Source organism: Pseudomonas sp. MDV22-iso1, assembly GCF_058145095.1.
Genome location: NZ_JBYVMF010000028.1, coordinates 15,610 through 27,135 on the forward strand (window position 1 = coordinate 15,610; position 11,526 = coordinate 27,135).

The following is an 11,526-nucleotide window of genomic DNA, read 5'->3' on the forward strand; positions in this document are numbered from 1 at the left end:
TTGTGGTCTTACAGGCCTACTGTTCATTACAGGAGGTGGCATATGAACCCAGCATCAGATCGCATCGAAAGGAAAATCCTGCTCAAAGTGCCGCGTTCGCACGTTTGGCGGGTGATCGCCCATGCTGAGGCATTCGGGCAGTGGTTTGGCGTGTCACTGGAGGGCAAGCGCTTTGTCGCCGGTGAATGGACCCAAGGGCAGATTACCTACCCCGGCTATGAGCACCTGCTGTGGAACGTGCTGGTGGAGCGGGTCGAGCCGGAACGGGTGTTTTCGTTTCGCTGGCATCCCTACGCGGTGGAGCCCGACGTCGACTATTCCCAGGAGCCCACTACGCTTGTGTTGTTCGAGCTTGAAGACATGGATGAAGGCACGCTGCTCAAGGTCACCGAATCGGGTTTCGATCATATTCCCCAAGCCCGTCGGCTCAAGGCGTTCCGTATGGACAGCCGTGGCTGGGATGAGCAGATGAGCAATATCGAAGAGTTTTTGAAGACCAACGCCAAACTCCACGCCCGTCAGGAAGAGTAAAGGCTGCATGTTTGAACCCTGGTTGAAACGCTGGGCGCTGGTGCCGGACGGAGAGCCGATCATCACGCCTGGCAGCCGCTTGTTACCGGTGCGGATGGGCTCTGCACCGGCGATGTTGAAGATTGCGATGGATGCCGACGAACAGGTCGGCAACCAGTTGATGACTTGGTGGGACGGCGAGGGCGCCGCACCGGTTTTCGCCCATCACGAGCAAGCGTTGGTCATGGAGCGGGCGATGGGCTCGCGTTCACTGATGCGCATGGCGCTCGAAAATCAGGACGACGAAGCCAGCCAGATCCTGTGCATGGCGCTGTCCCGGCTGCATACACCCCGATCCTTGCCGGCGCCGCCGCTGGTGCCCCTGGCGCTTTGGTTCAAGTCGCTGCGCCGGGCGGCTGATCTGCAGGATGGCCCGTACGCCTTGTGCCTCGCCACCGCCGAAGCGTTGCTGGCCGACCCGCAGGATGTGGTGGTACTGCACGGGGACATGCATCACGACAACGTCCTGGATTTCGGTCCGCGGGGTTGGTTGGCCATTGATCCCAAGCGCGTGATCGGTGAGCGCGGATTCGATTACGCCAACCTCATCTGTAACCCCGACCTGCCGACGGCCGCTGATCCTCGCCGCTTTCAACGACAGATAGACGTTGTGGCAGACGCCGCCGGCCTCGAACGCCGCCGATTGCTGCAATGGGTGTTGGCGTTTGCCGGACTGTCGGCCGCCTGGTTTCTCGAAGACAACGACACGGTGAGTGCAGAAGGTCAGCTACAGGTCGCGAAATTGGCGTCTTGTGCACTTGAGGCATAAGGCCATTAAGGGGTTTCGGAAGCAGGGTTATAGCGAATGTCTTACACGCGATGGTAGTGATATCGTCTGTTACAAATTGGATCCGATGCGTATTCTGACCCCATCAACCGAGGCACAGGAAGTGCCTCGGGATCATGGATGATCGACCATCAGCAAGGAACGCTACCGACAGGGAGTCGACATGGTCTTGGGAAAACCCGCTTCGGCGGGTTTTTTTTCGTCTGCAGGAAAGTCCACTCGCTCACACCTGCGAAAGACCACTTGTAGCAGCTGCCGAAGGCTGCGTCCGACTGCGAAGCAGTCGCTCGATCAATCAACACTGTCTTCCAGATAGGTTGCATTCAACCCAAGCGCGACTGCTGCGCAGTCGGACGCAGCCTTCGGCAGCTGCTATCAGGTCAGCGGCTCACAAACTGGCCGCCACCCGCTCAGTAATCAATGTCCGTTGCTCCAGCGATTGCGCCGCACGCCGATGAGCCTCCGCCAACACAGCAGCAGGCGCAGTTTGCGGGCTGCCTGAAGCAAACGGTGGCGCCGGCGCATACTCCAGCTGCAATTGCACCAACTGCGCCGTGCCCGCATCAAACAATTCCGCCGCCAGTGTCAGGGCAAAGTCGATCCCGGCCGTAATCCCGCCACCGGTCAGCAAATTGCCATCGCGTACCACCCGGTCGTTTACCGCAATCGCCCCCAAAGGCTTCAACAGTTCGTGGTAAGCCCAGTGGGTCGTAGCGCGTTTGCCCTTGAGCAATCCCGCCGCGCCCAACACAAGCGCTCCGGTGCACACGGACGTCACATAACGCGCATTCGCCGCTTGAGCCTTGATGAACGCCAGCGTCACTTCATCTTCCATCAAAGGCCCGACACCACTGCCGCCGGGAATACAAATCACATCCAGCGCCGGGCAATCGTCAAACGTGGTGGTCGGATTCAGCACCAGTCCGGTACTTGCAGTGACCGGCGCCAGATCCTTCCAGACCAGATGCACCTTCACATCAGGCAACGAAGCCAACACGTCATAGGGCCCCGTCAGGTCCAGTTGTTGAACCTGGGGAAACAACAGAAAACCGATCTGCAACGTCATGGTGTTTTTCTCACGCAGTGGGGTGGACGGCTTGATAGTAGACTCGTAGGATCTGGCGTATACGCCAATCACCCCACGAATTACGCCAATATGCCCAAGACCATTCATGTGCTCGCGTTCGCCAATGTGCAACTGCTCGACGTCACCGGGCCGTTGCAAGTGTTCGCCTCCGCCAACGACATTGCGCGCCAGCAGGGTTTTCAGCCGCCCTACGCACCGACGGTGATTTCCAGCGGTGGCGGGGCGGTCATGTCGTCCGCGGGATTGGCGCTGTTAGCCGAACCGTTGCCCGAACAGGCCAGCGATACATTGGTCATCGCGGGTGGCTGGGGTGTCTACGCCGCGGCAGAAGATGAGGCGCTGGTCGCCTGGGTGCGTGCGCAGGGCGTCGGATGCCGTCGGGTGGCCTCCGTGTGCACCGGCGCGTTCCTGCTCGCGGCCAGCGGTTGGCTCGACGGGCGTCGCGTGGTCACTCACTGGACCCGTTGCGAGCAACTGGCGCAGGCGCATCCCCGCCTGCACGTGGAGCCCAACCCGATCTTCATCAATGACGGCCCGGTCTGGACGTCCGCAGGTGTCACCGCAGGCATCGACCTGGCGCTGGCCATGGTCGAGGAAGACCTCGGCCGCGCCATGGCCATGGAAGTCGCCCGGCAACTGGTGGTGTTCCTCAAGCGCCCCGGCGGTCAATCGCAGTTCAGCGTGACCCTGTCCTTGCAAAAGGAAGACAGCCGATTCGACGAGCTTCACGCCTGGATCAGCGAAAACCTCACCCTCGACCTCGGCATCCCGACACTGGCCATGAAGGCCGGCATGAGCGAACGCAGCTTCGTCCGTCACTACCGCGCCGACACCGGCCAGACGCCCGCGCGGGCCATCGAACTGATCCGCGTCGAAACCGCCCGCAGACTGCTCAGCGACACTGGCCTGCCCATCAAACGTGTGGCAGTCCAATGCGGATTTGGCAGCGAAGAAACCCTGAGGCGCAGCTTCCTGCGATCGATGGGCGTCACGCCGCAAGCCTATCGGGAGCGGTTCTGCGTCAGCGCTGCAGCAGGCTAGACGCCTAACCGTTTGAATCGCTGCCGAAGACCGATGCAGTTCCCCCAAGGATCCCGAACCTGGCAGATCCGGTCACCATCCGCAATCTTCAGCGGCCCTCGATAAAGCACGCCGCCGATGGACTGCAGTCGAGCAACCTGCGAATCAAGATTTTCGACTGACCAATACACGACAGAACCTGCCGGGCCGCAACCCACCTTGTCGTCGGCATCGACAATCTCCAGGGCAACCCCGCCGATATCAAGGTGACCATAATCGTCGGACTCGGGATGGATCTGATTTGCCGTCTCAAACGCTCGAACGTACCACTGCGTGGCCGCGCGCCAGTCAGGTACATGAATCAGCACGGACACAATGGGAAAATCAGACAAACCCGCGCACTCCTCAGTCCACTGTCATTCAGTCTTGCGCCACCTGATTGAAATACTTCGACCGGTCCGGCGTGAACGTCACCACCATGGCGGTCCGCGAACAGGTCAGCTCAAGCTCTTCACTCAGATCGATATTCAAATCTTCCCCGCGCAATCCCTGCCATTGGGCCAGGTATTTGAGAGATCCGAATTTTTCGAGCTTCTTCAAACTGCGACTGACGCCACCTTTCCAGCCCAGCACAGGCAGTTCACCGGCGAGGCACTGGTTGGCGAGTTCGGGAAAGCGCGCCGCGCGTTGGCGGCCGACCTCCCAGCATTTGATCAGGCCTTTGTCGTGGTCTTCCCACAATTGCTCGCGGTTCAGACCCGTTCGTAGTGGAGAGTCGATGCTGCGCTGAATGTGTTGGCTCATTCGGGTTCCTTGAATCGGGTGGTGTTGGACAGCTCCGCTGTGCCCGTTGAGCGTGGATGTTAGGTGGGGTTCTGGACGCTGGCAACCTGCTATCTGCGCTGCATAGAACGATCAATTCGCGGATGTCGTTTAGCCGTTGTAGGAGCAAAGCTAGCTCGCGAAAGCGTCGTTTCAGTCGATATCAATCGCGAATGACAGTTCGCCGTCGCGAGCAAGACCGGCTCCCACAATCAACTTGTAGGACAGGCTACAACGGCAACCCAATCTACGGCTGCCAACTGGTCTTCTCGCCACTCAACCGCCGATCCAGAAAACTCGCCGCGCTGATCAGCGCCAGATGCGTCAGCGCTTGAGGCGTATTGCCCAGATGTCGCCCGCGGCTATCAAACTCCTCGGCATACAACCCCAATGGATTGGCGTACCTCAGCAACTGCTCGAACTCCAGATGCGCCTTTTCCACCTGGCCCGCCCGCGCCAGGCATTCAACGTACCAAAACGAGCACGCCGCAAACGCGCCCTCGGTCCCTTCGAGACCATCAATGCGGGCGTCGTCGTTGCGATAGCGGTAAACCATTCCATCACGCACCAGGGTCTTTTCAATCGCTTCCAGCGTCGAAAGCCAGCGTGGGTCCTTGGCGCTGACGAAGCGTACCAGTGGCATCAACAGCATCGAACCATCCAGCGCGGTGCCGCCAATATGCTGGACGAAATGCCCGCGTTCTTCGTTCCAGAAGTTTTCCCAGATATCCGCGTAGATCGCCTGGCGTGTCTCATCCCAACGGGCGAAAGGCGCAGGCAGCGAGCGTTTCGACGCCAGACGAATGGCCCGGTCCAGCGCCACCCAGCACATCAGCCGCGAGTGCAGGAAATGGTGTTGCTCGCCGCGCATTTCCCAGATGCCGACGTCTTTTTGCTGCCAGGTTTCACACACCTGATCGACGACTTTCACGGCGTGCTTCCAGCCTTCGTGGGAAATAGCGTCGCCGTATTTATTGACCAGGTACACCGCGTCCATCAGTTCGCCGAAGATGTCGAGCTGAACCTGATCGTAGGCCTGATTGCCGATCCGCACCGGCTTCGCATCGCCGTGACCGGTCAAGTGCGAGAGTTCGGTTTCCGGCAGTTCCTGACGACCATCGACGGCGTAGAGGATGTTGAGTTTCATCGGTTTACCCTGGCAATCGCTCACACGGCCACGCAGCCAGCCCATGTAGGCGTTGGCTTCCTCGACGAAACCCAGGCGCATAAAGGCATACACCGTAAAAGAGGCATCACGGATCCAGGTGTAGCGATAGTCCCAGTTGCGCTCGCCACCGGGGGTTTCCGGCAGGCCGAAGGTCGCGGCGGCGAGGATGGCGCCATGTTTGCGCGACGTCAGCAACTTCAGCGCAAGGGCGGAGCGGTTGACCATTTCCCGCCAGCGCCCTCGGTAATTGGACTGGGCGCTCCAGTCGCGCCAGAACTTCAGGGTGCGTTCCATGCACATCTCAGCGCCACCCTCCTTGAAGCGCGGGTCGTCCAGGCCACCGAGCAGAAATTGCGCGCTCTGGTCCTGTTCAAGGGTGAACTGCGCCACCGCCGCACCGTCCTCGACGCGCAGCACCTGGTCCGACGACAAGCGCAAGGAGGGCTGACCGGCGGCTTCGAATGCCACGTCTTTTTCCTCCATGCGTGCACGGGTATCGGCACGCGCATAGTCGTGCCGCACGGCGCAGCGCATGTGGAATGTCGCTTGTCCACTGACCACCCGGACCCGGCGCATCAACACCGGCAGATCGTCCTCACTGTCGCCGATGGGCAGCAGGTCGGTGACCTCGACCACTGCGCGGTCGCTGAGCCAGCGGGTTTGCAGGACGTTGGTGTCCGGCAGATAAATCTGTTCACGGCGAGCGTCAGGCAGGTCCGGTGCCAGCTGGAAAATGCCGGCCTCGGGCGTGTCCAGCAATGAACAGAAAATCGACGGACTGTCGAATTCCGGCCAGCAGAAAAAATCCACGCTGCCTTTGTCGTTGACCAGTGCAGCGCTGCGCATGTCGCCGATGATGCCGTGGGCGTCGATGGCGCTTTGTCGTTCGGGATGATGATCAGCCATTGCCGCGAAACTCCGGATAGAGGCTCATGCCGCCATCGATAAAAAGGGTGGTGCCGACGATGTAGTCGGAGGCATCGGAGGCGAGGAATACCACCGCATTGGCGATGTCCTCGACGTCACCAATGCGGCCATAGGGAATGAGTTTGAGCAGTTCCGGCGCGGCGTCGTCTTCGGTGGCGGCGCGATTGATCGCCGTGCGGATCGCCCCCGGCGCGATGCCGTTGATGCGGATGCGCTGGTGGCTGACTTCCTGGGCGAGGGTCTGCATCAGCATGTCGATCCCGCCCTTGGAGGCGGCGTAATTCACATGGCCGGCCCAGGGAATGCGCTGGTGCACCGAGCTCATGTGAATGATCTTGCCGGCCGCGCGGGACACGCCCTCACGAACGCCTTGTCGATTGAAAATGCGCAGGGCGGCGCGGGCACAGAGGAACTGGCCAGTGAGGTTGACGCCAATCACCTGGTTCCAGTCGGCGAGGCTCATGTCCACCGCCGGAGCGTCCTTCTGCATGCCTGAATTGGCCACCAGAATGTCCAGCGAGCCAAACGCTTCGAGGGTCTGGGTGAACAACAGTTCAACGTCTTCTTCGTTGGAAACGTCAGCGCCAATGGCCATGGCGCGACCGCCTTCAGCGATGATCTGCCGGGCCAGTTCCTCGGCGGGGGCGGCCTGGGAATTGTAGTTGAGCACCACGGCGGCACCGGCAGCCGCTAATGCCTTGGCGGCACCGGCACCAATGCCGGAACTGGCGCCGGTGACGAGGGCGACTTGTTGGTCGAGCGTTATCAACATGAACGTTAGCGCCTTGAGGTGAGGGCTTAACTAGCTGACTGGCGCTCTCCCTCCAGAGTTCACGTCGAAAAATGAAAAGATCGTCACAGTCCGGTTGATCCCGGCCATTGTTAACCCTGTTTTCGGCTCCACCCAATAGCCACCGACGTTCAAGTGTGGAGCAGTAGCCGCCCTGGTCCGCATCGGTCAGACATGGTATCGCGCGCTATGTTTATGCCACTCCAGGTTTCCAGCGATCCACGCCTTCAGGCCTGTGAGGTAACGCTTGAGCAACGGTGACGCGTCAGCCAGCAGGGAGTGCTCGGCTGCTTCGTAATCGGCCATTACGTCATCATGAATATCAGCAATTCGATCGATCGCCTGTTGCAGGGTGCATTGGTGTTCATTGGCAAGTAGATAAGGCAGTTTGAATGCTCCGACTTCGTTGATGTGCTCCTTGTAGGCAGAATAGAGATCGTTGACCAGCGTCGTTGCGAGGGACGCGAGTGCGGTGATGCGATGGACCTCAGGCTTTGAATACAGGTTCGCGGGTACCTCGTAACCACCCACCGGATCGATCAGTACCAGGCACGGCCAGAAGCTGTTTACCTGCCTGCTTGCCAGGTATTGCGCAATAGTGGGTTTGGTGCCGTGCATGCGCCATGAGCCTTCGGCGGCCATGGTCACAAACATGGCAATGCTTATCTGGCGAACTCTGGCAACTTGTGATGGGGTGCAAAACTGTTCAACCCGCTTCATGTAAGCGCGCAGCCCTACCAGAACCGGGTCGCTGTCGAGTTGGCGCTCCAGTTCAATGTCGAATGGCCGGGGCAGGTAGACCGGGTCCATGGCAGCGATGGCAAACGACAGGCGAGGGGCGACCGTTTTGGGGCTACAGCCAAGTGAGCGGTCATCGCAAAAATGGTCATCTACGGCGAACAGGGCCGCCAGGCATTGCCCCTGTAGCAGGAGACGATCAGGGTCCTGCGTATCCGCGTGACACAGCATCGCGTAGCGACCGAAATCCGAATCCCGAATCTTTTCAAGCTTGCCGGCGAAGATTCCGATTTCCTTGACCCACATCATCAATCGGTTATTGACCTCTCTTCCGAGCGCTTCGTCGATTCTTAGTGGCGCCGGACAGCGGAGTGGGCGCACTGCGAAAGGTGCAAGGGGCTCGGGAACACTTGTCCCAAGGGATAATCGGTCAGTCATGACGTTCTCCTGCCTCTGCCATTTTTTTCCAGATGTTCAAGTCTTCTGGTCCATTGGTTTCAAATATCCGGCGAAACCAGACACTGAACATGTAGGGGGCCGCTGCAATGAGAACGGGAATTTGCGAAGGTACTACCCACTGCCAGCTATGGGCTTCTTCGGGATTGGCGACCGGATCTTGATGACCGATGCCGGCGAAGACATGATCGAACTCATGCTCGATGAGTTGATTTGAAACCTGCTCGTGGTAAAGCAATGTGGCGACTTTGCTCAGTGAACAAGTGATGCCCATCTCTTCGTGCAACCGACGTTTCGCGGCTGCAATCGTCCGTTCGCCTGGGCGGGGATGGCCGCAACAGGTATTCGTCCAAAGCCCTTGGGAATGGTATTTGCCAAAAGCGCGTTGTTGCAGCAGGACACGCCCACGGCTATCGAATATGAAAATCGAGAAAGCACGGTGCAGCAGGCCTTGTTGATGAGCCTGTAGCTTGGGTGCGGTACCGTGTTTTCGGTCATGGGCATTGACGAGGATGAGTAACTCTTCCATAGCTCGACTCCATTGCGTCTTCGCTACTTGGCGTTACTACTGACCGGACGACGTAGGAAAAATCAGACGTGTGTTTTCGTTTTTAAACTAGTTGGCAGGGCGTGACGTTACAAGCCCCTACTTAGATTCTTTAGGTGTTAGCCGCAGCTGTAATTCCCATCTACAGGATTATGTGATTTGTACAGTTTTTGCGCGGCCACGCATCGACGCGCGGGTGTCCGGCGTCGCACCCCGTGGTGTTCACATTCAACCAACAATTGCGCACTTTCGCACCGCTCTGCCTTTGTGGCACCTTGCAGGCCTTTGTCGAGACGTCCACTCCATGGCCAACCCCTACCGCGACCTGTTCAAAGCCCCTGGCAGCAAAGCCTTCGTGCTGGCCGGCATGATCGCGCGCATGCCGATCTCCATGACCGGTATCGGCCTGATCACCATGCTCTCGCAATTGCAGGGCGGCTACGGATTGGCCGGCGCCGTCGCCGCGACGTTCGCCTTGGCCACGGCTTTTTGCGCGCCGCAAGTCTCGCGACTGGTGGACCGTTTCGGCCAGCGCCGGATCTTGCCGGTCGCGGCGCTGATCGGTGGCGGGGCGCTGTTGATGGTGTTGCTCTGCACCCGTTTGCAGGCACCGCACTGGACGCTGTTTGTGTTCGCCGCTCTGGCCGGTTGCATGCCCAGCATGTCGGCCATGGTGCGTGCACGCTGGACCGAGTTGTATCGCGGCCAGCCCGAGCTGCAGACCGCCTATGCCCTGGAGTCGGTACTCGACGAAGTCTGTTTCATCGTCGGACCGCCGCTGTCCGTAGGGTTGAGCGTGGTGGTGTTCCCCGAAGCCGGGCCGTTGGCCGCGTTGCTGATGCTGGCGATCGGGGTCACGGCATTCGTGCTGCAACGGGATACCGAGCCCGCCATTCATCCCCATGACGCGCACCATCAGGGGTCGATCATTCGTTCCGGTGAGCTTCGGTTGCTGGTGCTGCTGATGGTCGCCATGGGCACTATTGTCGGCGTCATCGATGTCGTCAGCGTGGCGTTCGCCCAGCATCAGGGCCAGCCGGCCGCCGCCAGTATCGTGCTGTCGGTGTACGCCATCGGTTCGTGCATGGCCGGGTTGGCGTTCGGTGCTTTACGCTCGAATGTGCCGCTGCCGCGACTGTTCCTGTACGGCGGCATAGCGACGGCGGTGACGACCTTGCCACTGTTGCTGGCGACGAACATTTTCGGGCTGTCACTGGCGGTGTTCATCGCCGGACTGTTCTTCGCACCGACCTTGATTGTCGCCATGGCCCTGGTTGAACAAATCGTCCCACCGGCCAAACTCACCGAAGGCCTCACCTGGCTGGTCACCGGCTTGAGCATCGGCGTGGCGATCGGCGCCGCCAGTTCAGGCTGGCTGGTAGACGCGTTCGGTGCCCCCAGCGGATTCTGGGTGGCCATCGCCGCCGGCGCCGTGGTCCTCGGCTCGGCCATCCAAAGCTTCCGCCACCTGAAATAACCCAGCCCTCTGAGACAGGCAAATATCAAACCTCAGCAAACACACAATCTGCGGCGAGGGAGCTTGTCGAATCGTCGCACCGTCCCGCTCGGCTGCGCAGCAGTCGTAGGAATGTTGGGGTTGCTGCACAACCCAGCGGGAGCGAGCTCCCTCGCCACAGGTTCTGTGTCCGCCTACTAATTCCACGCGCCCCTCATCCGTTCTCTAATCAGACAACTTTCGAGGTAAGCCCGGTGACCCAGCTGACATTGCTGTGCCTGCCCTATTCAGGCGCGAGCGCCATGGTCTACAGCCGCTGGCGGCGCAAGCTGCCGGAATGGATCAAGCTGCAACCGGTGGAGCTGCCGGGGCGTGGCGCGCGCTATGGCGAACCGCTGCACACCGACATGCGGCGCCTGGCGCTGCAACTGGCTCGTGAGCAACTCGCTACCCTCAAGCCACCGTATGCCTTGTTCGGCCACAGCCTGGGCGCATTACTGGCCTGTGAAATGGCCCACGCCTTGCGCTCATTGGGCGGCCCTGAACCGGTGGCACTGTTCGCCTCGGGTACCGCCGCTCCGACGATGCGCGCCGACTACGACCGGGGGTTCGCCGAACCGAAAACCGATGCCGAGCTGATCGAACAACTGCGCATCCTCAATGGCACCAGCGAAGAAGTATTGGCCAACGAAGAGCTGATGAGCCTGACGCTGCCAATCCTGCGTGCCGACTTTCAACTGTGCGGACGTTTCGAACCGCTCCAGCGCCCACTGCTCAAGTGCCCGGTGCACGTGCTCGGCGGCAAGACCGACCGCGCCACCCCCTCGCAACTGATCGGCTGGAGCAAGGAAACCCACGGCAGTTTTTCAGTGGATATACTCGCCGGCGGTCACTTCTTCATCCATGAACACGAAGCCAAGGTGTTGCGGCTGATCAAGGACCAGCTCGACATCCACCACCGGCGCCACGCCATGACCGCCTCAGCCTGACCCACCTTCCAACATCACCAAAATCCCGTGTAGGAGCGAGCCTGCGCGCGATTACGGTGTGTCATCCAACACATATATTGACTGACCCACCGCCATCGCGAGCAGGCTCACTCCTGCACTGATCGCGGCCAACCACCAAACCTGTAGGAGCTGTCGAGTGAAACGAGGC

Annotated in this window: 12 protein-coding genes; 5 read left to right on the plus strand and 7 right to left on the minus strand. The window is 60.0% G+C overall.

Translation table 11 applies throughout. The features are described from left to right. The first annotated feature begins 42 nt into the window (after positions 1 to 42). Positions 43 to 531 (plus strand): SRPBCC family protein, encoded by a 489-nt coding sequence (locus AC3ZVB_RS24730; RefSeq protein ID WP_162440824.1) that lies wholly within the window; start codon positions 43 to 45, stop codon positions 529 to 531. 7 nt (positions 532 to 538) lie between these two features. Further along, on the plus strand, positions 539 to 1,339 hold the full coding sequence (locus AC3ZVB_RS24735; RefSeq protein ID WP_490147967.1) for an aminoglycoside phosphotransferase family protein: 801 nt from the start codon (positions 539 to 541) through the stop codon (positions 1,337 to 1,339). Between the two features lie 406 nt (positions 1,340 to 1,745). Here AC3ZVB_RS24735 and inhA read toward each other — a convergent pair whose 3' ends face one another. Next, entirely contained in the window at positions 1,746 to 2,423 is a 678-nt protein-coding gene (inhA, locus tag AC3ZVB_RS24740; RefSeq protein WP_490147990.1) for an isonitrile hydratase, read from the minus strand. Between the two features lie 90 nt (positions 2,424 to 2,513). On the opposite strand from inhA, the gene AC3ZVB_RS24745 reads away from it, so the two are divergent. Beyond that, positions 2,514 to 3,485: a GlxA family transcriptional regulator gene (locus AC3ZVB_RS24745; RefSeq protein ID WP_490147968.1), complete on the plus strand. Its 972-nt coding sequence runs from the start codon at positions 2,514 to 2,516 to the stop codon at positions 3,483 to 3,485. On the opposite strand, the gene AC3ZVB_RS24750 is transcribed toward AC3ZVB_RS24745, so the two are convergent. From AC3ZVB_RS24750 to idi, 6 genes are all read right to left on the minus strand, one after another. Next, positions 3,482 to 3,856, minus strand: coding sequence for a VOC family protein (locus AC3ZVB_RS24750; RefSeq protein ID WP_490147969.1), 375 nt, complete (start codon positions 3,854 to 3,856; stop codon positions 3,482 to 3,484). The two genes, AC3ZVB_RS24745 and AC3ZVB_RS24750, sit on opposite strands and share 4 nt — an antisense overlap. Positions 3,857 to 3,884: 28 nt before the next feature. Beyond that, entirely contained in the window at positions 3,885 to 4,268 is a 384-nt protein-coding gene (locus AC3ZVB_RS24755) for a hypothetical protein (RefSeq protein WP_490147970.1), read from the minus strand. 265 nt (positions 4,269 to 4,533) lie between these two features. After that, positions 4,534 to 6,360, minus strand: a complete 1,827-nt coding sequence (locus tag AC3ZVB_RS24760; RefSeq protein WP_194692533.1) for a glycoside hydrolase family 15 protein — start codon at positions 6,358 to 6,360, stop codon at positions 4,534 to 4,536. After that, a complete protein-coding gene (locus AC3ZVB_RS24765; protein WP_490147971.1) occupies positions 6,353 to 7,153 on the minus strand; it encodes an SDR family oxidoreductase in 801 nt (266 codons plus the stop codon). The genes AC3ZVB_RS24760 and AC3ZVB_RS24765 overlap by 8 nt, the downstream gene beginning before the upstream one ends. A gap of 186 nt (positions 7,154 to 7,339) precedes the next feature. Further along, a complete protein-coding gene (locus tag AC3ZVB_RS24770) occupies positions 7,340 to 8,347 on the minus strand; it encodes a terpene synthase family protein (protein WP_490147972.1) in 1,008 nt (335 codons plus the stop codon). Then, the gene (idi, locus tag AC3ZVB_RS24775) at positions 8,340 to 8,894 is read right to left on the minus strand and encodes an isopentenyl-diphosphate Delta-isomerase (RefSeq protein WP_490147973.1); all 555 of its coding nucleotides are present in this window, start codon (positions 8,892 to 8,894) and stop codon (positions 8,340 to 8,342) included. The genes AC3ZVB_RS24770 and idi overlap by 8 nt, the downstream gene beginning before the upstream one ends. A 322-nt stretch (positions 8,895 to 9,216) precedes the next feature. Here idi and AC3ZVB_RS24780 point away from each other — a divergent pair, with 322 nt between their 5' ends. Both AC3ZVB_RS24780 and AC3ZVB_RS24785 read left to right on the plus strand, forming a co-directional pair. Beyond that, positions 9,217 to 10,389, plus strand: coding sequence for an MFS transporter (locus AC3ZVB_RS24780; protein ID WP_490147974.1), 1,173 nt, complete (start codon positions 9,217 to 9,219; stop codon positions 10,387 to 10,389). 233 nt (positions 10,390 to 10,622) lie between these two features. After that, positions 10,623 to 11,357: a thioesterase II family protein gene (locus tag AC3ZVB_RS24785; protein WP_490147975.1), complete on the plus strand. Its 735-nt coding sequence runs from the start codon at positions 10,623 to 10,625 to the stop codon at positions 11,355 to 11,357. Positions 11,358 to 11,526: the final 169 nt, after the last annotated feature.

Excerpts from the sequence above, each read along its gene's own strand:
- AC3ZVB_RS24735 (WP_490147967.1), top strand. The coding sequence starts at position 539 with ATGTTTGAACCCTGGTTGAAACGCTGGGCGCTGGTGCCGGACGGAGAG.
- idi (WP_490147973.1), bottom strand. The coding sequence starts at position 8,894 with ATGGAAGAGTTACTCATCCTCGTCAATGCCCATGACCGAAAACACGGT.
- AC3ZVB_RS24760 (WP_194692533.1), bottom strand. The coding sequence starts at position 6,360 with ATGGCTGATCATCATCCCGAACGACAAAGCGCCATCGACGCCCACGGC.
- AC3ZVB_RS24755 (WP_490147970.1), bottom strand. The coding sequence starts at position 4,268 with ATGAGCCAACACATTCAGCGCAGCATCGACTCTCCACTACGAACGGGT.
- inhA (WP_490147990.1), bottom strand. The coding sequence starts at position 2,423 with ATGACGTTGCAGATCGGTTTTCTGTTGTTTCCCCAGGTTCAACAACTG.
- AC3ZVB_RS24780 (WP_490147974.1), top strand. The coding sequence starts at position 9,217 with ATGGCCAACCCCTACCGCGACCTGTTCAAAGCCCCTGGCAGCAAAGCC.
- AC3ZVB_RS24730 (WP_162440824.1), top strand. The coding sequence starts at position 43 with ATGAACCCAGCATCAGATCGCATCGAAAGGAAAATCCTGCTCAAAGTG.
- AC3ZVB_RS24765 (WP_490147971.1), bottom strand. The coding sequence starts at position 7,153 with ATGTTGATAACGCTCGACCAACAAGTCGCCCTCGTCACCGGCGCCAGT.
- AC3ZVB_RS24770 (WP_490147972.1), bottom strand. The coding sequence starts at position 8,347 with ATGACTGACCGATTATCCCTTGGGACAAGTGTTCCCGAGCCCCTTGCA.
- AC3ZVB_RS24745 (WP_490147968.1), top strand. The coding sequence starts at position 2,514 with ATGCCCAAGACCATTCATGTGCTCGCGTTCGCCAATGTGCAACTGCTC.